Source organism: Mycobacterium kyogaense (assembly GCF_036946525.1).
In the GTDB taxonomy this organism is placed as follows: Bacteria; Actinomycetota; Actinomycetes; order Mycobacteriales; family Mycobacteriaceae; genus Mycobacterium; species Mycobacterium kyogaense_A.
On record NZ_JAQIIY010000014.1, the window covers coordinates 37,913 to 59,612 of the forward strand.

General features: G+C 66.8%; 23 protein-coding genes. 18 read left to right on the forward strand and 5 right to left on the reverse strand.

Features of this window, described 5'->3' with window-relative positions; translation table 11 throughout:
- The first annotated feature begins 47 nt into the window (after positions 1–47).
- From PGN37_RS12555 to PGN37_RS12575, 5 genes are read left to right on the forward strand one after another with little or no spacing between them, the layout of a single operon-like run.
- Complete coding sequence (locus tag PGN37_RS12555; RefSeq protein ID WP_335331357.1) at positions 48–1,610, forward strand: FAD-dependent monooxygenase; 1,563 nt, start codon at positions 48–50, stop codon at positions 1,608–1,610.
- Between the two features lie 9 nt (positions 1,611–1,619).
- The gene (locus tag PGN37_RS12560; RefSeq protein WP_335331358.1) at positions 1,620–2,702 is read left to right on the forward strand and encodes an alpha/beta hydrolase; all 1,083 of its coding nucleotides are present in this window, start codon (positions 1,620–1,622) and stop codon (positions 2,700–2,702) included.
- A 1-nt stretch (position 2,703) separates the two neighbouring features.
- The gene (locus PGN37_RS12565) at positions 2,704–3,477 is read left to right on the forward strand and encodes an SDR family NAD(P)-dependent oxidoreductase (protein WP_335331359.1); all 774 of its coding nucleotides are present in this window, start codon (positions 2,704–2,706) and stop codon (positions 3,475–3,477) included.
- Positions 3,474–4,847, forward strand: coding sequence for an FAD-binding oxidoreductase (locus PGN37_RS12570; protein WP_335331360.1), 1,374 nt, complete (start codon positions 3,474–3,476; stop codon positions 4,845–4,847). The genes PGN37_RS12565 and PGN37_RS12570 overlap by 4 nt, the downstream gene beginning before the upstream one ends.
- Positions 4,848–4,874: 27 nt before the next feature.
- Positions 4,875–5,471: a DJ-1/PfpI family protein gene (locus PGN37_RS12575; protein ID WP_335331361.1), complete on the forward strand. Its 597-nt coding sequence runs from the start codon at positions 4,875–4,877 to the stop codon at positions 5,469–5,471.
- Positions 5,472–5,512: 41 nt separating this feature from the next.
- Here the strand turns inward: PGN37_RS12575 and PGN37_RS12580 are convergent, their stop codons facing one another.
- On the reverse strand, positions 5,513–6,475 hold the full coding sequence (locus PGN37_RS12580) for an AraC family transcriptional regulator (protein ID WP_335331362.1): 963 nt from the start codon (positions 6,473–6,475) through the stop codon (positions 5,513–5,515).
- Between the two features lie 160 nt (positions 6,476–6,635).
- Here PGN37_RS12580 and PGN37_RS12585 point away from each other — a divergent pair, with 160 nt between their 5' ends.
- The 8 genes from PGN37_RS12585 (at position 6,636) to PGN37_RS12620 (ending at position 13,386) form a co-directional block, all read left to right on the forward strand.
- A complete protein-coding gene (locus tag PGN37_RS12585; RefSeq protein WP_335331363.1) occupies positions 6,636–7,400 on the forward strand; it encodes an NAD(P)H-dependent oxidoreductase in 765 nt (254 codons plus the stop codon).
- Between the two features lie 161 nt (positions 7,401–7,561).
- Complete coding sequence (locus PGN37_RS12590) at positions 7,562–8,305, forward strand: type 1 glutamine amidotransferase domain-containing protein (protein ID WP_335331364.1); 744 nt, start codon at positions 7,562–7,564, stop codon at positions 8,303–8,305.
- A 410-nt stretch (positions 8,306–8,715) separates the two neighbouring features.
- On the forward strand, positions 8,716–9,369 hold the full coding sequence (locus PGN37_RS12595) for a cutinase family protein (RefSeq protein WP_335331365.1): 654 nt from the start codon (positions 8,716–8,718) through the stop codon (positions 9,367–9,369).
- A gap of 104 nt (positions 9,370–9,473) precedes the next feature.
- A complete protein-coding gene (locus PGN37_RS12600; RefSeq protein WP_335331448.1) occupies positions 9,474–10,082 on the forward strand; it encodes a maleylpyruvate isomerase family mycothiol-dependent enzyme in 609 nt (202 codons plus the stop codon).
- A gap of 363 nt (positions 10,083–10,445) precedes the next feature.
- Entirely contained in the window at positions 10,446–11,054 is a 609-nt protein-coding gene (lysE, locus tag PGN37_RS12605) for an L-lysine exporter (protein ID WP_335331366.1), read from the forward strand.
- Positions 11,055–11,098: 44 nt separating this feature from the next.
- On the forward strand, positions 11,099–11,683 hold the full coding sequence (locus PGN37_RS12610; RefSeq protein ID WP_335331367.1) for an acyl-CoA-like ligand-binding transcription factor: 585 nt from the start codon (positions 11,099–11,101) through the stop codon (positions 11,681–11,683).
- Between the two features lie 47 nt (positions 11,684–11,730).
- Positions 11,731–12,690, forward strand: coding sequence for an ABC transporter substrate-binding protein (locus PGN37_RS12615; RefSeq protein ID WP_335331368.1), 960 nt, complete (start codon positions 11,731–11,733; stop codon positions 12,688–12,690).
- A 12-nt stretch (positions 12,691–12,702) separates the two neighbouring features.
- Positions 12,703–13,386: a queuosine precursor transporter gene (locus PGN37_RS12620; protein WP_335331369.1), complete on the forward strand. Its 684-nt coding sequence runs from the start codon at positions 12,703–12,705 to the stop codon at positions 13,384–13,386.
- Here PGN37_RS12620 and PGN37_RS12625 read toward each other — a convergent pair whose 3' ends face one another.
- Positions 13,387–14,253 carry an EamA family transporter gene (locus tag PGN37_RS12625; RefSeq protein ID WP_335331370.1) on the reverse strand — a complete coding sequence of 289 codons (867 nt, stop codon included), beginning with the start codon at positions 14,251–14,253 and terminating at the stop codon, positions 13,387–13,389.
- 39 nt (positions 14,254–14,292) lie between these two features.
- Between PGN37_RS12625 and PGN37_RS12630 the strand changes: the two genes are divergently transcribed.
- The 5 genes from PGN37_RS12630 (at position 14,293) to PGN37_RS12650 (ending at position 18,340) form a co-directional block, all read left to right on the forward strand.
- Positions 14,293–14,940, forward strand: coding sequence for a 5-oxoprolinase subunit B family protein (locus PGN37_RS12630; protein WP_335331371.1), 648 nt, complete (start codon positions 14,293–14,295; stop codon positions 14,938–14,940).
- Positions 14,937–15,845 (forward strand): 5-oxoprolinase/urea amidolyase family protein, encoded by a 909-nt coding sequence (locus PGN37_RS12635; protein ID WP_335331372.1) that lies wholly within the window; start codon positions 14,937–14,939, stop codon positions 15,843–15,845. Before PGN37_RS12630 ends, PGN37_RS12635 begins: the two co-directional genes overlap by 4 nt.
- 9 nt (positions 15,846–15,854) lie before the next feature.
- Positions 15,855–16,394, forward strand: coding sequence for a GNAT family N-acetyltransferase (locus PGN37_RS12640; protein WP_335331373.1), 540 nt, complete (start codon positions 15,855–15,857; stop codon positions 16,392–16,394).
- Positions 16,395–16,511: 117 nt separating this feature from the next.
- Positions 16,512–17,654 carry a uroporphyrinogen-III synthase gene (locus PGN37_RS12645; RefSeq protein ID WP_335331374.1) on the forward strand — a complete coding sequence of 381 codons (1,143 nt, stop codon included), beginning with the start codon at positions 16,512–16,514 and terminating at the stop codon, positions 17,652–17,654.
- Positions 17,651–18,340, forward strand: a complete 690-nt coding sequence (locus PGN37_RS12650) for a sirohydrochlorin chelatase (RefSeq protein WP_335331375.1) — start codon at positions 17,651–17,653, stop codon at positions 18,338–18,340. Before PGN37_RS12645 ends, PGN37_RS12650 begins: the two co-directional genes overlap by 4 nt.
- Here PGN37_RS12650 and fdxA read toward each other — a convergent pair.
- From fdxA to nirB, 3 genes are read right to left on the reverse strand one after another with little or no spacing between them, the layout of a single operon-like run.
- Positions 18,331–18,684: a ferredoxin gene (gene fdxA, locus PGN37_RS12655; protein ID WP_335331376.1), complete on the reverse strand. Its 354-nt coding sequence runs from the start codon at positions 18,682–18,684 to the stop codon at positions 18,331–18,333. The two genes, PGN37_RS12650 and fdxA, sit on opposite strands and share 10 nt — an antisense overlap.
- A gap of 49 nt (positions 18,685–18,733) precedes the next feature.
- Positions 18,734–19,102: a nitrite reductase small subunit NirD gene (gene nirD / locus PGN37_RS12660; RefSeq protein ID WP_335331377.1), complete on the reverse strand. Its 369-nt coding sequence runs from the start codon at positions 19,100–19,102 to the stop codon at positions 18,734–18,736.
- Positions 19,099–21,621, reverse strand: a complete 2,523-nt coding sequence (nirB, locus tag PGN37_RS12665; RefSeq protein WP_335331378.1) for a nitrite reductase large subunit NirB — start codon at positions 21,619–21,621, stop codon at positions 19,099–19,101. Before nirB ends, nirD begins: the two co-directional genes overlap by 4 nt.
- Positions 21,622–21,700: the final 79 nt, after the last annotated feature.

Below are 21,700 nucleotides of genomic sequence, written 5' to 3' on the forward strand. Positions count from 1 at the left end.
AACGTAGCGTGAATTTCGTTGTCGTGGAGCGAACCGATGGAGGAAAGATGGCTGACACCGCCGCCGTGGTGGTCGTGGGAGCGGGACCCGTCGGGCTGGTCGCCGCAGCCGAACTCGCCCGTCGCGGGGTGTCGGTGCGAATCGTCGACAAACTGGCCGTCCCCACCGACGAATCGCGGGCAATCGCGGTGCACGCGCGCAGTTTGGACATGTTCGCACGCATGGGAGTGGTCGACGCACTCATCGCGACGGGAGTGAAAGCCCGTGGGATGGCGCTCTACTCGGGCGGCGATCTCTTGATGCGCGTTCCCCTCGACGGCGTTCACGCCGCATATCCGTTCAGCCTCAACACACCTCAGACCGAGACCGAACGGGTGCTGACTGAGCACCTGGCGTCACTGGGCGTTGAAGTGGAGCGTGGCGTCGAGCTGGTTGCCCTGAGTCAAGACGGTGACGGCGTCACAGTCGGTCTGCGCCACGGCGACGGCACCGACGAAAACGTCACGGTGGCATGGGTGATCGGCGCCGACGGCGCCCATAGCGCCGTCCGTCACCTGCTCGGCGGCAGGCTCCGCGGTTCGTTCGTCGGTGAGAGGTTCCTGCTCGGCGACGTCGACGCCGAACACGATCTGGATCCGGAGACGATGTTCACGTTCTTCGCTCCCCAGGGCCCGGTGTTGGCCATGCCGATGCGGGACGGCCGGATACGGGTGATGGCCCAGGTGCACGACGCCGACGGCGCACCACTGAATCTCCATCCACGCCTCGAGGACCTGCAGACCGTGGTCGACGACCGGGTCGGTGGCATCGACCTGGTGCGGGCGCATTGGCTCACGACATTTGAAATCCACCATGCCCAGATCGATCAATACCGTTGGGGGCGTGTGTTCTTGGCCGGGGATGCTGCCCACATCCACAGCCCGGCGGGTGGGCAGGGCATGAACACCGGGATGCAGGACGCGCACAACCTGGCATGGAAGCTCGCCGCCGTCATCCACGCGACCGCAGGCGACGGCCTGCTGGACAGCTACCACGCAGAACGGCACCCCGTGGCACAGCAGGTGATCGAGTCCAGCGACCGGCTGAGCCGCGGCGGGACCGTCAGCGGCGCCGGACAGCATCTGCGCAACGCCTTGCTCAAGGTGGCATCACATGTCGGGCCCATTCCGCGGGCCATGGCCGACTGGGCCGCCGAAGTCAACATCAACTACCGCCGGAGTCCCGTGGTGATCGAGCACAGTCGTCGCAGCGGCCCTGTCGCCGCCGGCGACTACTTCCCCCCTCTGGGCGACAGCGATGTCGCCCACAGGCTGGGCGCCGCGTGGGGCGTGGGCCACGCGATCCTCACCATCGCGACCGGCGACGACGCACCGCCGGTGAGCACCCTCCGGCATGGTCGGCGCATCTTGCTCACCTCCGACGCCGGTGGTCCCATCCGCTCGGGTTACGACGTGTCGATCGCCGATCCGCAGCAGCATGTGGCCAGGAGGCTCGGTCTCGAGCGGGGCGGCGGAACGGTCGTGATCCGCCCCGACGGATACATCGGAGCCATCGCCACAGAGCACGCACCGAACGTCGTCGACGACTACTTCGCGACCTTGCAGCGCTGAGGACGACCTGTGTACACCTTCGACATCGATCCGCACGCCATGTTCGAGGATCGCACTCATCAATTTGCCGGCTTCGGCATCCCGCTGGCGGACATCGACGGTGTGCGCGCCCGAACCACCGACATGTGGGCTGACGCGCCCGGCGGCTGGTCCTTCGAATGGTCGGCGCTGGCAGAGTCCTATGCCGAAGCCGCCGATCACCAGCTCGCCGCCTACGCCTACGGGTGTGCGCACTTCCCCTGCCTGAACACCGATGCCCGCATCCGCGCACTGGCCCTGCAGCTCGAGCACTACGAACTGGCGGCGAAGAATTTCCCCGTGCATTTCGAGCGGCGCGTCCTCACGCTTCCCTACCGCGGCAACACCATCGACATGCCGGTTCACCTGTTCTCCACCGACGGCAACCTGAAGGGCCATCCTGTGCTGCTTGCCGGCGGCGGGGTGGACACCTTCAAGATGGACTTCCACCCGTTCTGTGTGGCGCTGACCCAAGGCACCGGGATGACCGCCCTGGCCATCGATCTCCCAGGCACCGGGGAGACCTCGGTGCCGTTGAACGTTCACGCCGATGAGGTCATTTCGGGAATCATCGATGCTGCCCGCACCCTCGGAGACGGTCGGGTCGCCCACTTCGGCCTGTCGTTCGGCGCCAACTTCTCGGCCGCGTCCGGTCTTTCCGGACTCGTCGACGCTGCCGTCAACATCGGTGGCCCGCTGGTCGATGCGTTCGCCGCCGACAATCTCGGCCAGCTCCCCTACGGTATGCGCGACATCGTCGGCAACGCACTGCGTCTCGACGAACCACCCACCCTGGCCGAACTGACCGCCGCTATGGCTGGCATGTCGAGAGCCGGCCTCCTTGTCGCGGAACGTAACTCACCCATGATGGTCATCAACGGCGCCGACGACTACTTCGTCCCGACATCCGACACGCTGGTCTTCGGCGGTCGCCCCCACACCGAGGTCCATCTCCTCCCCGACAGCGGGCACTGCGCCATGACCAAGATCGCCGAAGTCGTGCCCATGATCATCGGCTGGCTGCGCACCCAATTCCCTGACACCGCTGTCCCACCCACGACCCAGGAGCCCTGACATGACCCACCCCCGCCTGACCGGAAAGCGTGCGCTCGTCACCGGCGGCAGCCGCGGCATCGGCGCCGCAGTCGCACGCAAACTCGCCGCCGACGGGGCCGCTGTAGCAGTCAACTACGTCCGCGATCGCGAATCCGCCACCAGCCTCGTCGAGGAACTCGTCGAGGCTGGGCACCGTGCCGTCGCGATCCAGGCCGACGTCTCCGACCCCGCCCAAACCCGCGGACTGATCGACGACGTCGTCGCAGCGTTGGGCGGGTTGGATGTGTTGGCCAGCAACGCCGGGATCGAGCACTTCGGCGCGCTGGAGACGATCACCCCCGCCGATTTTGACCGGGTGTTTCACATCAACGTCGCCGGACAACTGTTCGCCGCTCAAGCCGCTGCCGCGGTGATGACGTCCGGGGGGCGCATCACTCTCACGTCGTCGGTGAGCGCCCGCATCGGCGTGTACCACCACACCCTCTACGCCGCGAGCAAGGCTGCGGTATCGGCAATGGTGCTCAACCTCGCCCCCGAACTGGCCGAGCGCGGCATCGCGATCAACGCCGTCGCTCCCGGTGGCACAGCCACCGACATGGCCACCGAACACGCCGCGTCCTACCTGCACCCAGCTCTCGCCGAAGTTCCCGTGCAGGCCGCGATCTCGTCGATGAACGCCCTGGGCCGACTCGCGGAACCCGACGAAATCGCTGCAGCAGTAGCCTTTCTGCTATCCCCAGATGCGTCCTATTTCACCGGAGCCACCCTCGACGCCTCCGGCGGCTGGATGTGACCCCACCACACGATGACCTCACCGCACTTCGCTCGGCCATCGCCGGCTCCGTGGTGACCCCCTCCGACGAAGGATGGGACGCCGCGCGGGCCGCGTGGAACACCGCCGCAGACCGCCAGCCGGACCTCATCGCTCTGCCACGATCCACCGCAGACGTCGTTGCGATCGTGGCCTTCGCCCGAGCGGCCGGATTGCGGATCGCCCCACAATGCTCCGGCCACAACGCGAGCGCACTGCCGCCCCTCACCGGGACGGTGCTGGTCTCCACGACGAACATGGCCGGGGCCTCGGTGGATCCTGTGAGCCGCACACTGCGCGTAGAAGCCGGAACCTGCTGGGGGACAGCAACATCTGCCATCGATCAGCACGGATTGTTCGCCGCGTCCGGTTCCTCACCGGACGTCGGTGTGGTCGGTTACGTCCTCGGCGGTGGCTTGAGCCTCATGGGCCGCACACTCGGCCTGGCCGCCAACCATGTCACGTCACTCGACGTCGTCACCCCCGACGGCGCCGTGCACACCGCGACCGCGAAAGCTGACGCCGATTTGTTCTGGGCGCTCCGAGGTGGCGGCGCCAATTTCGGGATCGTCACCGCCATGGAACTTCAACTGTTCCCCCTCACCAACGTCACGGCGGGGATGTTTGTCTGGCCCTACGCCCAGCGCGCCGATGTCGTCACCGCCTGGTACCGATGGACTCGCACCGCACCCCAGGACGCCACGACCTCGCTACGGCTCATCACCTTTCCGCCGTCGGACGAACTGCCGCCGTATCTGTCCGGGCAGTCCGTCGTCATCATCGACGGCACCGTCGTCGGCGGCGACGCCGAGCCGATCCTGGCCGACCTGCGAGCTCTGCACCCCCACGTCGACACGTGGACGCCCCGAAGCGCCGGCGACATGGAGCACCTGCATCTCGATCCAGGACAGCCGGTTCCGTTCTGCAGCACCACCGCGCTTCTCGACGACATCGACGACATCGGCCTGTCTGCCTTCGCCGATCTCATGTCCTGCGACGATCCGCTGATGTTCGTCGAACTGCGTCACCTCGGGGGCGCCCTGGCCGCGGAAGGATCGTTAGACGGCGGCGCCACCTGCGGCCTGCCTGGTGAATTCCTGCTCTATGCAGTGGGAGTGGGGTTCGACGCCACAGCCATCGAGCCGGCACTGGCCGTGGCGAGGACAGCGATGGCGCCCTACGCTAACGGCAAGTGCTTCGCCAACTTTGCCGAACGCCCCACTGACAGCGAAACACTGTTTTGCGACAACAGTTTCCAGCGACTACAGCACCTGCGCGCGCGGATTGATCCCAATAACGTCATGCTCGCCGCACACCCCATCAGTCCCGGCTGTTCGCGAACCCCGCAATGACTCTCCGACCTCTGTTTCACTGATCACATGACCGCCATCAAGCACATCGGCATCGTTGTGTTCGCCGATGCCGAGGAACTCGACGTCGTAGGGCCGTGGGAGGTCCTCGCGTTTTGGACTCTGAAGTTCCCCAAGGACGGTTACGACGTCTCGTGCATCTCCGCTGCAGGTGGCCTCGTGCAATGCGCCAAAGGACTCGTCCTGCAAGCCCATCACTCATTCGCCGATGCGCCACCTCTGCAGGCGCTCGTGTACCCCGGCGGGGAAGGCACACGAACCCAACTCAACGACCACGGCCGACTCGACTGGATCCGCCGTCAGCGCGACACCGTGCCGCTGATGACCAGTGTGTGCACCGGTTCTCTCGTCTACGCCGCAGCTGGTTTGTTGAGCCACCGCCCCGCCACCACACACTGGGCGCACCTCGACACACTGGCTCAACTGGACCCCACCATCGACGTCCGCCGCGATCAGCGATTCGTCGACGACGGTGACATCATCACGTCCGCCGGAGTTTCAGCCGGCATAGACATGGCGCTGCATCTCGTTGCCCGACTCGCGGGAATCGACCGTGCCCGCGACGTCAGGCGGGGAATCCAATACGACCCCCATCCGCCCGTCTGACCACCTCAGAGATGATTGAGTTCGTGTCCCGTGACGCGGCATCACATTTCGGCCGATGCCGACACCTCGGATTCCGCTGCAAGGAACGCGGTTCGGTATCTGCCCGGTGGGGCGCCGTGCCACCGAGCGAAGGTCCGGTTGAACGCATATTCCGAGGTGTATCCGACATCACGGGCGATATGTGCGACCGGGAGCGCGGTGAGCCGGAGGTTGTTCGCGGCCAGTTCCATTCGCCACTTGGTCAGGTACTCGGCCGGCGGGCACCCCACCTCTGTGCTGAACCGGCGCACGAGCGTCGCACGAGAAACTCCGGCGCTTCTGGCGAGAGTTTCGAGCGTCCACGGATACGCCGGATCTCGATGAATCGCCGTGAGTGCTGCGGCGGTGACAGGATCAGTTAATCCCCGGAGCCAAGACGGCGGGTGTTCGGCCGCGCGACTTGATTCGAGCCAAACCCGCAACAGCTGGATGAGCATGATGTGCACGATGTGGTCGAGGACCGCGCTGGCACCTGGCCCCGGGTGAGCCAACTCGTCACTGAGCAGCTGCAGCGCACTTCGCAGGGGCGGCGGCGCTGTCAGCGCTGGAACGTGTACGACATCCGGCAACAGGCCGAATGCATTGAACGCCGTCGCCGGATCGTGTCGGAAAGCCGCGCACAAGATGCGGGTCGCCGCTGGCTGAGTGCCCAATGGCACGTTCTCGCCGGCCCTGACGGCTGCCGCAGCGCCGTCGTGGTCGAAAGGTTGCACCGGAGCGCTGGGGTCGCTGGCCAGCACGTGGGTGGGGCCGCTCGGCAGCAGCACCAGGTCGCCGGCTACGAGACTCAGTGGACTACCACCGCTCATCAACAAACACGCGGTACCTGCCGTGACCGCGTGAAATGCTGCGCCGGGCATGGCATTTGCATCCATGAGCATCCCCCAACGCCCACCGGCGACGACGCTGGCAGCCACCGAACCGCGAACGGATGCCCGATTCAGGACGTCGGTCAACGTGTCCATCGCTCGAGCGTATTACCGAAAGCTTCACCACAACAGATGTATTGATCTGATCAGACAAATAAATGAGTACTTCAGATATCGCGGAGATCTGCTCTGCGCTATAGCGTCGACTGGGCCGCAGATCGGCAGGAAAATGCCGAGCGCTTCAAAAGGAGTATCCGTGCGAGTTTTCATCGTCTACGCCCACCCGAATCCGACGTCGCTGAACGCAACGCTGCGGGACCACGCTGTCAGTGTGCTGCAGCGCGAAGGGCACGACGTCCAGGTATCAGACCTCTACGCGATGAATTGGAAAGCCGTTGCCGACGCCGAGGACTTCCCTGCGCGAGACCGCTCAGCGCCGTTCGACCTCGTTTCGGCTTCCGGAGAAGCCTATCTCGCCGGCTCCCAGACGCGTGACGTCGCAGCCGAACAGGAAAAGCTGCTGTGGGCGGACGCCATCATCTTCCAATTCCCCATCTGGTGGTACGGCGTGCCGGCGATCCTCAAGGGCTGGGTCGACAGGGTGTACGCCTACCGCTTCGCATATGGCTACAAGGACGGAACCAACGCCTACCGCTTCGGCGAAGGCATCCTCGCCGGGAAGCGAGCATTGGTCTCGGTGACCGCAGGCGGGCCCGTCGCCGATTACGGGCCCCGTGGAATCAATGGCCCGTTGGAAGAACTGCTGTTCCCCTTCACCCGTGGGGCACTGTTCTACCCAGGGATGGAAGTGTTGCCGGTCTTTGCTGTTCATGGCGCGATGTCGATTGACGATGACGGGGTCCAGCGCGCCCGGGAGGCGCTCGAGCAGCGGCTCGACCGACTGTTCACCGACACACCGACCCCCTTCCGTCGCCAAAACGGTGGCGACTACCCCGATAAGCACACCCTGGCCGCGCATGTCGCTCCTGGGGTCTCCGGTCTGGCGGCCCATATCGCCTAGAAATCGCTGCCCGGATTGAAGAGCCGCTGACAGTCGGCGCCGCAACCGATCAGGAACGAGTATCGGCGCGGCATCAGACGATGTCGATGATCCCGGCGATACAGCGATCGCGGGCCTAGGAAGCGCCGCGGTTTGGAACTCGCGAGAACATAGGAGCATTCATGATTGATGGACGGTGCCGCGTCCTGATACCGTTGCCGGACAACGACTTCGACACCACCGAGGCCGCCGTGTCGTGGAAGACATTCGTAGGAAGCGGCTTCGAGGTGACTTTCGCCACCGAGCATGGGCGCGTGGCTGCCTGCGATCAGCGGCTGCTGTCGAGTGGCTGGTTGCATCCATTGCCGGCGCAAGAGGAAGCCGTAGCGGCCTACAACGAGATGATCCAGACGGCAGCTTTTCAGTCGCCAATCACTTATCGCGCGATCGAGGCCGACCACTTCGACGCGATACACCTCTCGGGTGGGCACGCCAAGGGCATGCGCCAATACCTCGACAGCACGGTGCTGCAGAAGAAGGTGGTCGACTTCGTGCGAGCCGAAAAATTGGTAGGTGCGGTGTGCCATGGAGTGCTGGTGCCCGCCAAGGCCATCGACCCTGCCACGGGAAAGAGCGTGCTCGACGGTCATCGGGTCACCACTCTGACCAAGCCACTCGAGAAGCGGGCATTCCTCACCACGGTGTTACGCGTTGGTCGCCGATACCGGACCTACTGGAAATACACCGAAACCGAGGTGCGTGCCGCTGTCGGGACGAAGGGCGCCATGCTGCGCGGGGAGACCGTCGAATCGCCGTTCATCGTGAAGGACGGTCGGTTCCTCACCGGCAGATACCCACTCGACGTCGCGCTCTACGCCGAGACCTTCGTGCGGATGTTGGTCGACGTGCATCGCCAGGAGGCATAGCTCACTCCACGGGGAAGCCCAGCTACCAGACCACTGTCAATGGGCTCTTTAGGTGGTGACCAACCCCATGGGCGCCGAGCCCCCGTCCGTCAGCGCCGGTGCCTCTGGCATCGCCATGCCGGGCCGGCGAATAGCGCGCGTCGACGGCAGGAAGGCTCCCGAGTGCCGTTGTCCCGCTGAGCGAAAACTCTGCGCACACTACGAAGACCATCCGGCTCGAGCACCCGCTCGGCTGGCCCGTCAACAGCCCGAGAACACGCCGTGTCTCTTGAATACGGCATCGCCGCGTGGCTGTCAGATCGAGTGGCCGCCGACGGGCGACCAACCACAGGCCGACGGCCAGTTCCCGTTCAATCAGAGTACGAAGGACGAAGCTCATGAGATGCAGCAGGCTGTTGTCGAGTTTTGTTATGGCTGTGCTTGTTTCGGCCGCACAGTCAGCCGTCGGCGCGCCCTCCGCGTCGGCCGCGTCGTGTCCCGACGTCGAGGTGATCTTCGCTCGCGGAACACACGAAGCCCCCGGTGCCGGGCCAACAGGCCAGGCGTTCGTCGACGCGCTGCGCCAGCAGCTAGGCGAGCGCTCACTCGAGGTCTATCCGGTTGACTACCCGGCATCCGACCAGTGGGCTACCGGCGCCGACGGCGTCAGGGATGCCGCCGCTCGCGTGGTCTCGATCGCAACGTCCTGCCCCCGAACCAAGACGGTGCTCGGGGGGTACTCGCAGGGAGCCGCGGTGGCCGGATTCGTGACGTCGTCCGCCGTGCCGGACGGTGTCGATCCCACGACGGTACCCCGACCGCTGGCCCCTGACGTCGCCGAGCACGTCGTAGCAGTCGTGCTTTTCGGTTTGCCGAATTCTCGTGCAATGAACTTCCTGGGTCAGCCGCCGGTCACGATCGGCCCGTTATACGAGGACAAGACCAGTGAACTGTGCGCCATGGATGATCCCGTCTGTTCAGACGGGCTCAACTTCGCGGTCCACAACCCCGCTAGCTACATCGGCGAACTAGCCAGTCAGGGGGCGTCGTTCGCCGCCGGTCGCCTGGTCGATAGAACGCGGTGACGCCGGGGACATCTTGCGGACGTGCATCGGCGTCTTCGACGCCGTGCCTGGACTTGGGGGTAGCTTCGGTCCTGTTGAAGCGGGAGGGCGTCTTGGCAACCACGATGGAGATGGCGTGCGATGAACGCCGCGAGTTCGCGGACCTCCTTGCAGGCTTGGCGCCGGAGCAGTGGGACGAGCCGACCCTGTGTAGTCAATGGCGTGTGCGCGATGTCGTCGCCCATGCCATCGGCTACGACGAATTGAGCACCGCCGATCTAGTCGGCCGCTTCGTCCGCGGTGGGTTCCTGGTCAACCGAATCAATGCGATCGGCACAGGCGATCTAGCTGGTCGCACACCCGAGGACCTCGTTCAGCTGGTGCGCGACCACATTTGTCCGCGCGGTTTGACGGCAGGATTCGGCGGCATGATCGCTCTGGTCGACGGGATGGTCCACCAGCAAGACATTCGTCGACCGTTGGGCGTACCGCGCACCATCCCGTCTGAGCGCCTCAGGGCCGTGCTCGACTACGCGCTCTACGTACCACTCATCCGGGGTGCCTGGCGCGCACGTGGGGTTCGGCTCGTCGCCACCGACCTGGAGTGGTCGCATGGCAAAGGACTCACAGTCCGGGGCCCCGGCGAAGCGCTCCTGATGGCGATGGCGGCTCGACCCGACGCACTTCAACAACTTGTCGGGCCGGGTAAAGAGCGGCTCGCACAACACATCTGACCGCAGTTCTTCTCCGGTCGGCCACGCCAACACACCGAGCACGTGAGACAGGATGTGATCGTTCTCGGATTTTTAGATTCGAGACGGTCACTCAACCGCCATCTCAAATTGGAATCCACCGACAGGATTAGAACGGACACCGCCCCTCGCCGACGAACCGCCTGCCGTCGGAGTTTTGCCATTGAGATAGCGCATGCACCAACGTGCGCGATCTCGAACGACAACCCACCACGCAGAATGGCAACCGACAAGCCGGCACTTACACGGTCCAATCTTGCCGTGAACCAGCGACATTAGCTTTACTGAACCACGTACAGAATCTTTAGTTGTACTACTCCGCGGAAGATTCCTACCGTCATCGACATGACCGCGACCGCTCTCATCGTGCTGACCGGCTTCGCCACCACGATGGCGCTCATCGCCGCCATCGGCGCGCAGAACGCCTTCGTTCTCCGGCAGGGCATCCGCGGTGAGCACGTCCTTCCCGTCGTCGCCGTCTGCACCGTCTCCGACCTCCTGCTCATCACCGCCGGGATCGCCGGGTTCGGCGCACTGGTGAGCGCTTACCCTCAGCTCGTGTCAGTCGCGACCTACGGCGGCGCCGCGTTCCTGCTCGTCTACGGACTCCTCGCCGCGCGCCGCGCATTCCGGCCGAGCGCGCTGACCCCCGCCGACGCTCGGCCCGCACGCCTGGCCAGCGTGCTCGCCACCTGCCTTGCGCTGACCTTCCTCAACCCACACGTCTACCTCGACACCGTGGTGCTGCTCGGCACCTTGGCGAACGAGCATCGCGAGGGCCGCTGGCTGTTCGGCGTCGGCGCCGTCACCGCCAGCGCCGTCTGGTTCACCGCGCTGGGCTTCGGAGCCACGCGGCTGCGCAGCCACTTCGCCTCTCCGCGCACGTGGCGGGTGCTCGACGGCACCATCGCCGTTGTCATGATCGCCCTGAGTGTGACGCTTGTCCTCCGCTAACCCGAATCGCAGATGTCGGCGGGCGACTAGGACACAATTGGGGGATGTCCCCCAACCACGCTGAGGGGCTTCGAGAGCGCAAGAAGCGTCAGACCCGCGAAGCGGTGCGGTGCGCCGCCTTCCGACTGTTCGAGCAAATCGGCTACCCCAGCACCACCATCGAGCAGATCGCGGCCGAAGCCGACATCTCGCCGCGCACCTTCTTCCGCTACTTCCCCACCAAGGCGGCCCTGCTGATCCCCGATCAGCTGATGGAGCCGATCATCGCGCTCTTCCTCGCAGCGCCCGCCGAACTGGCGCCGATCGCCGCCTACCGGCACGCGGTCACACAGATGTTCCGCGGGATCGACTCTCCCGAATGGAGCGACGAGATGGCCCGCCAACGGCTGCTATACACGCTGCCCGAAGCCAGCGGCGCTCTCTACGAGACCTACATCGAGGCGATCGAGATGATCACCGAGGCGCTTGCGTCCCGACTCGGCCTCCCAGTCGACGATCCGCGCCTGCGCACCACCGCCGGCGCGATGACCGGCGTCATGATGGCCGCGCTGCACAACACCCCCATCGATCCCACCGCGATCGTCGCGGGACTCGACTTCCTCGAGAAAGGACTGCCGCTCACCTCGTAGCGCGGCAATGTCCGGCGACCTCGACATCGGCTCTATATTCTCGCCGGGTGCCCGAAGTGTGGACCCGGCGGAGCGTTCTGGCGTTGACAGCGACGGCGACGGCGGCGCTGCTGACCGCCTGCCGATCCGAGAAGCCGGGTGCGGTGGCCTCCGACGGATCGGTCACCGTGACACACGCCTTCGGCGAGACCACGATCCCCAAGCCGCCGACGCGCGTCGTCAGCGCGGGACTCAACGACGCCGACGACCTGCTGGCCCTCGGTGTGGTTCCGGTGGCGGTCACCGACTGGTTCGGCGGCGAGCCGTTCGGCGTCTGGCCGTGGGCGCAGGCCCGGCTCGGCGGCGCGACGCCGGCGGTGCTGTCCCTGGCTGACGGCGTGCAGATCGAGCAGATCGCCGCCGCCCGGCCCGACCTCATCGTCGCGACCAATGCGGGCCTGGATCGGGACACCTACCAGGCACTGAAGGCCATCGCCCCCACCATCGCGCAGTCGGGCCGCAACGCCTTCTTCGAACCCTGGCGCGACCAGGCCACGCTCATCGGGCAGGCCACCTTCCACCGCGACGACATGGCAAAGCTCGTCTCGGACATCGACGCATCGCTGAAGAAGGTGAAGGACGACCATCCGGAGTTCGCGAACAAGTCGGTGCTGCTGCTCGACGGCCGGGTCGACGGTGCGGGCGCCCGCGTCACCGGACCGGCCTGGCGGCGGGCGTTCCTCACCGAGATGGGCCTGACCCTCGCCGACGCGGACGGCACCATCACCCGGGACCGCCTTCCGCAGGTGCTCGACTCCGCCGACGTCGTCATCTGGACCACCGAAAGCGACGATGAACAGGCTGCGCTGCTGGCCGACCCCATCGTCGCCGCGTCGCGGGCGACCACCCGCAAGCACACCGTCTTCACCGGAAAAGAGCTCGCCGGCGCGATCGCCTACGCCTCGGTGCTGTCCTACCCGGTGGTCGTCGACAAGCTGCCGCCGATGATCACGACCGCCCTGAGCTGATCTAATGGGTCGGTGACCGAGCCCCACACTGACCAGCACGCCACCTTCGCGCGTGTCGGCTCGGCCTACTATCCGATCCTCGTCGCGGTGTTCACCGCCCTGGTGATCATCTCCAACGTGACCGCCACCAAGGGCGTCGCGTTCGGGCCGATCATCACCGACGGCGGCTTCATCGTGTTCCCGCTGACCTACGTGATCGGCGACGTGCTGAGCGAGGTGTACGGGTTCAAGGCCGCACGCCGAGCCATCTTCACCGGCTTCGCGATGAACATCCTTGCCGCCCTTGCCTTCTGGGTCACCATCTATTTGCCCGCCGCGGATTTCTACACCAACCAGGAGCACTTCGAGAACGTCGTCCACGCGTACACCCAGCTGATCGTGGCGGGCCTCGCCGGCTTCATCGTGGGTCAGACCCTCAATGCGTGGGTGGTGGTGGCGATCAAGGAGCGCACCAAGGAGAAGCACCTGTGGGCCCGGCTGGTGGGGTCGACGTTCGTCGGGCAGCTCGGCGACACCCTGGTGTTCTGCACGATCGCCGCGAGCGCGATCGGCATCACGACGTTCAAGGATTTCGCCGTCTACACCGCCCTGGGCTGGGTCTACAAGACCGCCGTCGAGGTGGTGATGCTGCCCATCACCTATCGGGTGATTGCGACCATCAAACGCCGCGAGCCCACATACCAGCTGGTGGGCTAACTAACCCACTTCTATGTGCATGTCGGCCTGCCGGCCGCCACTGCGCGCCGCCCCGACACCGGCGATCACCACCACGAAAATGCCGATGATCGCAGAGACGCCCAGACTCTGGTGCAGCAGCGTGAAGCCGACCACGAACGCCAACGCCGGCTCCAGGCACATCAGCGTGCCGAACGCCGCCGTCGTCAGCCGGCGCAGCGCCAGCAGCTCGAGCACGAACGGCACCACCGGCAGCAGGATCGCCATCCCCAGTCCGATGAGAACCACGTGCAGCGTCAGCCGCTCGAACACCGTCGGGCTGACCGTGAACGTCGATACCAGCCCCGCGATGGGCATCGACACCGCCAACCCGGTCACGCCCGCGACCGAGTCGCCCACGTTCTGGGTCAGCAGGATGTAGAGCGCCCACGCGGCGCCGGCGGCGAGCGCCAGCGCCACCCCCTTGAGATCGACGCCGCCGCTGAAGGGTTGGCTGAGCAGGACCACGCCGAGCGCGGCGAGCCCGGGCCACAGCACGCGCGCCCGTCCTCTGCCGTGCGCGGCGGCGACCGTGAGCGGACCCAGGAACTCCAATGCCGTCGCGGTTCCGAGCGGCAATCGGTCCAGCGACGCCATGAAGAACAGCGACACCGCGGCGCTGACGACACCGAGCACCACGCACATACCGAATGTCTTTCGCGTGAATGCCGACGGGCGTGGCCGCACCACGATCAGCAGGATCAGCCCGGCCCACGCCAACCGCAGCCAGGCGGTGCCGTCCGAACCGATGTGTTCGATCAGATTGACCGCGACCACCATGCCCAGCTGCACCGAGACCATCGCGGTCACCGCCATCAGCGCGCCCGCGCGCGCCGAGCCCCCACCCATTCGTGCATTCAACCCTGCGCGCGACGGTAGCGTTGGCAGATGGGTGCGACAGCTGACGCGATCCACGACTACGGCGATCGTGGCCTGCTCCTCGAATTCGGTGACACGGCCGAAGTACTCGCCTGGACAGAGGCACTGCGGGCAGCTGAGTTGCCCGGAATCGTGGACCTGGTGCCCGCCGCGCAGACCGTCCTGATCATTCTGGCCGACAGTCGGCGTCAGGCGTCGACGCGCCAACGCCTCGACCGGGTGGCGCCCGCCGCCGACAGCATCGCCGAATCGAGCTCTCCCCCTGACGGGGACGCCGACGTCGTCATTGACGTGGTCTACGACGGTGCCGACCTCGATGAGGTGGCCCGGCTGACCGGCCTGTCGGTCGACGAGGTCGTCGCCGCCCACACGGGGCGCCTCTGGCGGGTCGGATTCAGTGGCTTCGCACCGGGTTTCGGCTATCTACTGGGCGGCGACGGGCGGCTCGAAGTCCCCCGGCGCGCCGAGCCCCGCACCAAGGTGCCTGTCGGTTCGGTCGCGCTGGCAGGCCCGTTCAGCGGGGTCTATCCGTCGGAATCGCCGGGCGGCTGGCAGTTGATCGGCCGGACCGACGCCGTGTTGTGGGACGTCGACCGTGAGGAACCCGCGCTGCTGACTCCGGGACGCTGGGTGCAGTTCCGGGCGGTGACCGCATGACCGGGGTGACGCTGGAGATCCTGCAGCCCGGCCCGCTGGCGCTGATCGAGGATCTGGGCAGACCGGGTCTGTCACACCTCGGCGTGACGCGCTCCGGGGCCGCCGATCGTCGCTCCCACACCCTGGCCAACCGGCTGGTGGCCAACCCTGACGATCGCGCCACCGTCGAGGTGACGCTCGGCGGATTCACCGCGCGTGTGTGCGGCGGCGACGCGATCGTCGCGGTGACCGGCGCTGACACCGATCCAGCAGTAGACGGAATCCCGTTCGGCACCAACAGCGTTCATCACGTCCGCGCCGGCGAGGTGATTTCGCTGGGCCTCGCCCGGTCAGGTCTGCGCTCCTATCTCGCGGTACGCGGCGGTGTCGACGTCGAGCCGGTGCTCGGATCGCGCAGCTTCGACGTGCTGTCCTCGATCGGACCGCGGCCGCTGACATCCGGGGACGTGGTGCGGGTCGGTGAGCACACCGACGAGTTCCCCGAACTCGACCAGGCGCCGGTGGCCGCACTCGACGACGCCGCGGTCGATCTGCGGGTGGTTCCCGGGCCCCGTGACGACTGGTTCATCGACCCCGACGTCCTCGTCCGCACCAACTGGCAGGTCACCGACCGCAGCGACCGCGTCGGTATGCGCCTGGTCGGAATGCCGCTGGAGTATCGATGGCCGGACCGCCAGCTGCCCAGTGAGGGCGCGATGCGCGGGTCGATTCAGGTGCCGCCCAACGGCTTTCCCGTGATCCTGGGCCCCGACCACCCTGTCACGGGCGGCTACCCGGTGATCGGCGTCGTCGTCGACGACGACGTCGACTCGATAGCGCAGGCTCGGCCCGGCCAGACGGTACGACTGCACTGGGCGCGCCCGAGAGCGCCGTTCTCCCCGCCGGACGAGCACTCCGCCTGGTAGACCTGCAGTGTGCGTGCCCGCCTCGTCCACACCTCCGATCTCGACGACGACTCCCGCGCCGACGCGCGCCGCATGCTCACCGAGGCCTACGGCGGCGAATTCTCCGACAGCGACTGGGAGCACGCGCTGGGCGGTATGCATGCGGTGGTCTGCCAGCGCGGAGCGATCATCGGCCACGCCGCCGTCGTCGCGCGACGGCTGCTCTACCGCGACACCGCGCTGCGGTGCGGCTACGTCGAGGCGGTCGCCGTGCGGGAGGACCACCGCGGCCAGGGACTGGCCCACGCCTTGATGGAGGCCGCCGAACAGGTGATCCGCGGCGGCTACGTCCTGGGCGCGCTGAGTACCAGCGAGTTGGGTCGCCCGCTCTACACCAGCCGCGGCTGGACACCGTGGCGCGGCACCACCTCGGTGCTGGCACCCAGCGGATTGATGCGCACCCCCGATGACGACGGCAGCGTGTTCGTCCTGCCGGTGACCTCGACAGTCGACCTCGATGCGGCCGACGCCGACTTGGCCTGTGACTGGCGCGACGGCGACGTCTGGTGACGCCTCACATCGAGCCCGTTCCGCTGGTGAGCGGAAATTCACGGCCTGTCCGGCGGTGACACCGGGCCGCAACGGTCAGGTAACCGGCGCGAAACACGACCTGAATAGACAGTGGTCATGAGTGAGCCGGACTGGTCGCCGCTCACCGGATTCCGAGTCGCGGTGACCTCAGCGCGGCGCGCTGACGAGCTCGCCGCCCTGCTGACCCGGCGCGGTGCGACCGTCACCAGCGCCGCCGCCATCGAGATGGTGCCGCTGCCCGACGACGACGAGCTGCGCCACCGAACCCAGGCCCTCATCGACGAACCACCGGACATCGTGGTCGCGACCACCGGTATCGGGCTGCGCGGCTGGATGGCCGCGGCCGACGGCTGGGGCCTGGCGACCGAACTCACCGCTGCGCTGGGCAAGGCGCGCGTGGTGTCCCGCGGCCCGAAAGCCACCGGTGCGCTGCGGGCCGCCGGCCTGCCCGAGGAGTGGTCCCCGGATTCGGAGTCCTCGCGCGAGGTCCTGCACTATCTGCTCGAAGGCGGCATCGACGGCGCCCGCATCGCGGTGCAGCTGCACGGCGCGACCGCCGACTGGGACCCGTTCCCAGAATTCCTCGACGAACTGCGTGCCGCCGGCGCCGATGTGGTGCCCATCCGGGTGTATCGCTGGCACCCCGCGCCGCGACACGGCGACTTCGACGCGCTCGTCGTCGGGATCGCCGAGGAGAAGTTCGACGCCGTCAGCTTCACCTCCGCGCCCGCGGTGGCCTCGGTGCTGATGCGGGCACAGGAACTCGGTGTCGAGGACGAGCTGCTCGCCGCACTGCGCGGCAGCGTGCACGCGATGTGCGTGGGCCCGGTGACCGCACGGCCGCTGGTCCGGCTCGGGGTGCCGACGTCAGCTCCGGAGCGAATGCGGTTGGGCGCGTTGGCCCGCCACATCACCGACGAACTGCCGCTGCTGCAGGCCCGCACCGTTCAGGTGGCCGGGCACCTGCTGGAGATTCGCGGCAACTGCGTGCTGGTCGACGGAGAGGTCAGGGCGATGTCTCCGGCGGCGATGGCCACCATCCGTGCGTTGGCCCACCGCCCCGGCGCGGTAGTGTCGCGAGCCGACCTGCTGCGCGCCCTCCCCGGCAGCGGGACCGACACCCATGCCGTCGAAACCGCGGTCCTGCGACTGCGAACGGCCCTGGGCGACAAGAAGATGGTGGCTACCGTGGTGAAGCGCGGTTACCGGCTGCCCGTCGACGAGACGTACGCCTCATGAGTTACGTACTGGTGGCGCACGGCACCCGCAAGCCGCAGGGCGTTGAATTGATCGGCGATCTGGCGGGCCGGGTGTCCGAGGTACTCAGGCACCCGGTGCACGTGGCCTTCGTCGACGTCGTCGGGCCCACACCTGCCGAAGTCCTCGACGCCCACACCGACGAGCCCGCCGTCCTGGTGCCGGCCTTCCTGGCGCGCGGCTACCACGTGAGTACCGACATTCCCCAACACGTGCACGACAGCGGCCACCCCGCTGTCACCGTGACCGCCGCGCTGGGTCCTGATCCGCAACTCGTCCGGGTGGTCGTCGACCGGCTCGTCGAATCTGGCTGGCAGCGCGACGATTCGGTGATTTTGGCGGCCGCCGGCACCTCGGACCCGGCCGCACTGCGTGATCTGCACACCACGGCCGCGTGGGTGTCGGCGACGATCGGTTCACGCGTGGAACTGGCGTTCGCCGCGACCGGGGAGCCTCGAGTTGCCGATGCCGTCACCGCGCTCCGCCGCCGCGGCCGGCGTGTGGTCGTTGCATCGTACCTGTTGTCCGAGGGCCTGTTTCAGGATCGCCTGCGGGACAGCGGCGCCGACGTGGTGACCGAGCCGCTGGGACGCCACCCCGGCATCACGCGGCTGATCGCCCACCGGTTCCTGCGGGCCAGGACGCCGAGCCTCACCCGTCAGGGGTGATCGACAGTCGACGGCGCCTGCGCAGCCACCAGCGGCGTGTCGACACCGACCCGACCCAGTGCAGCAGAGCCACCGGGGTCCCCGATCGGAGCGTCGCGGCCGGAAAGGGTCACGCTGAAGAACGCCGCATTGTCCTCGAGGTGCGCGAGTTCCTCGTCGGGCAGGTCGGTTTCGTAGTAGATGGCATCGACACGGCACGCCAGGCGGCAGGCACCGCAGTCCACGCACTCGTTGGGGTTGATGTACATCGCCCGCGCACCCTCGTAGATGCAGTCGGCCGGGCACTCCTGCACGCAGGACTTGTCGACGATGTCCCTGCACGCGCTACCGATCACATACGTCATACCGACTACGTTAGGTAGTTGTCGCAGCCGTGTCGCGGGCCGAAAGTCCCTAGTCCGAGGCAGAAGTGCCGATCTGGACGTCACCGTCCGGGGTGACGCGCGTGGCATAGACCGGCAGCTCGTAGGTCGGATCGTCCAGGCAGATGCCGTCGTCGAGGGCGAACGCCTGCTTCTTGAGCGGGGACTGCACCGTGATGCGCCCACCGCGGTCACCGACGATGCCCCGCGACATCACCGCCGCACCGGTGAACGGGTCGATGTTGCCGATCGCATGCAGGGTGCCGTCGTCGAGGCGGAACAGCGCCGCCTGCGCTCCATCGGGCAGCAGCACCCCGACACCACGATTGGGCAGCAGGAAGTCGTAGGCGCAGGCTGTCGTCCAGACATCGACCGCGCTGCGATCGCTGAGAATCGTCATCGCTGAACCACCTTCGGCACACCGAGCGGAGTCGGCACCATGCGCCCCGCATTCGTCGTGAACGTGACCGTCGGATCCTCGACACCGGGGGCGTTGACGAACGAGACGAAACGCGCCAGCTTGTCGGGATCGTCGAGCACGCCCTTCCATTCACACGCGTACCCCTCGACGTGGCGGGCTACCGCGGCCTCGAATTCCCTTGCCAATCCCAAGGAGTCGTCGCAGACCACCGCCCGTATGTGGTCCAGCCCCTTCTCCTCCACCCAGGGTGCGGTGCGTTGCAACCGGTCGGCGGTGCGGATGTAGAACATCAGGAAGCGGTCGATGTAGCGCACCAGCGTGTCGTCGTCCAGATCGCCGGCAAGCAGCTCCGCGTGGCGTGGGGTCATTCCACCGTTGCCACCGACGTAGAGATTCCACCCGGTCTCGGTGGCGATGACGCCGACGTCCTTACCCCGCGCCTCCGCGCATTCCCGGGCGCACCCTGACACGCCCATCTTGATCTTGTGGGGTGAGCGCAGACCGCGGTAGCGCATTTCGAGATTGATGGCCATCTGCACCGAATCCTGCTGCCCGTAACGGCACCAGTCACTTCCGACGCAGCTCTTCACCGTGCGCAGCGACTTTCCGTATGCCTGACCGGATTCCATGCCGCCCTCGACCAGCCGTCGCCAGATCTCGGGGAGCTGATCGACCCGCGCGCCGAACATGTCGATGCGTTGACCACCCGTGATCTTGGTGTACAGCCCGAAATCGCGGGCGATCTCGCCGATCAGGATCAGGTGCTCGGGCGTGATGTCACCGCCGGGCACCCGTGGCACCACCGAGTAACTGCCGTTGCGCTGGATGTTGGCGAGGAAGTGGTCGTTCGAATCCTGCAGAGACGCCTGTTCCCCGTCGAGGATGTGATCGCTACTCGTCGACGCTAGAATGGACGCCACGACGGGTTTGCAGATGTCGCAGCCTTTTCCGCTACCGAACTTCTCGATCAACCCCGAGAAGGTGCGGATCTCCGTGGCGCTGACGATCTCGAACAGCTCCGCACGGGACTGCGAGAAGTGCTCGCACAGAGCCTTGGACTGCTCAACACCCTGGGCTTCGAGCAGTTGCTTGAGCAGCGGCACACACGACCCACACGACGTGCTCGCCTTGGTGCACGACTTCAGCGCGGGCACGTCACAACAACCCGAGCCGATGGCGGCGGTGACATCACCCTTGGTGACGTTGTTGCAGGAGCAGATCTGCGCTGCGTCGGGGAGCGCGGCGACACCGAGAGACGCTGCACCCGAGTCGCTTCCGGACGGCGCGATGAACGACATCGGGTCGCCCGGCAGCCGCTCGCCGACCATCGGGCGCAACACCCCGTAGGCGGATGCATCGCCGACCAGGATGCCGCCCAACAGTGTGCGGGCATCGTCGGAGAGCACCAGCTTGCCGTAGGTCTGCGCCACCGCATCGTTGACGACGACTTCCAGGCAACCCGGGGTGGCGCCCATCGCGTCACCGAAGCTCGCCACGTCGACGCCGAGGAGCTTGAGTTTGGTCGACATGTCAGCCGTGCCGAATTCTGCTGCGCCACCGAGCAATCGGTCGGCGACCACCTCGGCACTGGTGTAACCCGGACCCACCAGGCCGTAGCAGCGACCGTCGATGGCCGCGACCTCACCGATCGCGAAGACACGTGGATCCCGGGTGGCGCACGAGGTATCGGTCATGACACCGCCCCGCTCCGCGACCGCCAACCCGGCCTCGCGGGCCAGCTCGTCACGGGGCCGCACACCGGCGGCGAAGATCACCACGCCCGCGTCGACGACGGTGCCGTCGCTGAGGGTGACCCGAGCCCCCGCATCCGATGGTTCGATGCGCTCGGTGCCCACTCCGACGTGGACGGCGATGCCCAGCTCACCGATCATGCGGGCCAGCAACGCTCCACCGGCCTCGTCGAGCTGCTGGGCCATCAGTCGAGGCGCCATCTCGACCACGTGCGGTGTCATCCCGAAGCCACGCAGCGCGTTGGCAGCCTCGAGTCCGAGCAGGCCGCCTCCGATGACGACACCGGTGGCGTCACCGGAGGTGGAGCCTACTGCGCGCACCGCGTCGGTCTTGATCGCATCCAGATCGTCGAGAGTGCGGTACACGTGACAGAGCGGTAGATCGTGGCCCGGCACCGGCGGCACGAAGGCGTAGGAACCGGTGGCCAACACCAGCGCGTCGTAACCGAATCGGCCGCCATCGGCGGTGGTCACGGTCCCCGCGGCCGTGTCGAGTGCGACGACGCGCTGCCCGAGCCGCAGGTCCACCTGCTCGTCGCCGTCATAGGTGTTGCCCGCCAACGCAAGTCGTGGGCGTTCCCAGTGATCGGTGTAGCTCGTCAGGCCCACCCGGTCGTACGCGGCGTCGAGTTCCTCTGCCAGCACAGTGATCTGCCACCGGTCCGCGGTGTCTCGAGCCCGCAGCGCCTCGACGAATCGGTGGCCGACCATGCCGTGGCCGACGACCACGACTCGTGAAGTTGCCATGCGGTCACGCTAGGAAGAACATATTGCCGCTGTGTTCTGCCGTGTGAAGGGCCCATCACGGTGTGCTCACCGCGGCGCC

What these genes read in the sequence shown, in the direction of transcription:
- PGN37_RS12555 (WP_335331357.1), top strand. Translation starts at nt 48, where the DNA reads ATGGCTGACACCGCCGCCGTGGTGGTCGTGGGAGCGGGACCCGTCGGG.
- PGN37_RS12565 (WP_335331359.1), top strand. Translation starts at nt 2,704, where the DNA reads ATGACCCACCCCCGCCTGACCGGAAAGCGTGCGCTCGTCACCGGCGGC.
- PGN37_RS12575 (WP_335331361.1), top strand. Translation starts at nt 4,875, where the DNA reads ATGACCGCCATCAAGCACATCGGCATCGTTGTGTTCGCCGATGCCGAG.
- PGN37_RS12580 (WP_335331362.1), bottom strand. Translation starts at nt 6,475, where the DNA reads ATGGACACGTTGACCGACGTCCTGAATCGGGCATCCGTTCGCGGTTCG.
- PGN37_RS12590 (WP_335331364.1), top strand. Translation starts at nt 7,562, where the DNA reads ATGATTGATGGACGGTGCCGCGTCCTGATACCGTTGCCGGACAACGAC.
- PGN37_RS12595 (WP_335331365.1), top strand. Translation starts at nt 8,716, where the DNA reads ATGGCTGTGCTTGTTTCGGCCGCACAGTCAGCCGTCGGCGCGCCCTCC.
- PGN37_RS12600 (WP_335331448.1), top strand. Translation starts at nt 9,474, where the DNA reads ATGGAGATGGCGTGCGATGAACGCCGCGAGTTCGCGGACCTCCTTGCA.
- lysE (WP_335331366.1), top strand. Translation starts at nt 10,446, where the DNA reads ATGACCGCGACCGCTCTCATCGTGCTGACCGGCTTCGCCACCACGATG.
- PGN37_RS12610 (WP_335331367.1), top strand. Translation starts at nt 11,099, where the DNA reads ATGTCCCCCAACCACGCTGAGGGGCTTCGAGAGCGCAAGAAGCGTCAG.
- PGN37_RS12625 (WP_335331370.1), bottom strand. Translation starts at nt 14,253, where the DNA reads ATGGGTGGGGGCTCGGCGCGCGCGGGCGCGCTGATGGCGGTGACCGCG.
- PGN37_RS12630 (WP_335331371.1), top strand. Translation starts at nt 14,293, where the DNA reads ATGGGTGCGACAGCTGACGCGATCCACGACTACGGCGATCGTGGCCTG.
- PGN37_RS12635 (WP_335331372.1), top strand. Translation starts at nt 14,937, where the DNA reads ATGACCGGGGTGACGCTGGAGATCCTGCAGCCCGGCCCGCTGGCGCTG.
- PGN37_RS12645 (WP_335331374.1), top strand. Translation starts at nt 16,512, where the DNA reads ATGAGTGAGCCGGACTGGTCGCCGCTCACCGGATTCCGAGTCGCGGTG.
- PGN37_RS12650 (WP_335331375.1), top strand. Translation starts at nt 17,651, where the DNA reads ATGAGTTACGTACTGGTGGCGCACGGCACCCGCAAGCCGCAGGGCGTT.
- fdxA (WP_335331376.1), bottom strand. Translation starts at nt 18,684, where the DNA reads ATGACGTATGTGATCGGTAGCGCGTGCAGGGACATCGTCGACAAGTCC.
- nirD (WP_335331377.1), bottom strand. Translation starts at nt 19,102, where the DNA reads ATGACGATTCTCAGCGATCGCAGCGCGGTCGATGTCTGGACGACAGCC.
- nirB (WP_335331378.1), bottom strand. Translation starts at nt 21,621, where the DNA reads ATGGCAACTTCACGAGTCGTGGTCGTCGGCCACGGCATGGTCGGCCAC.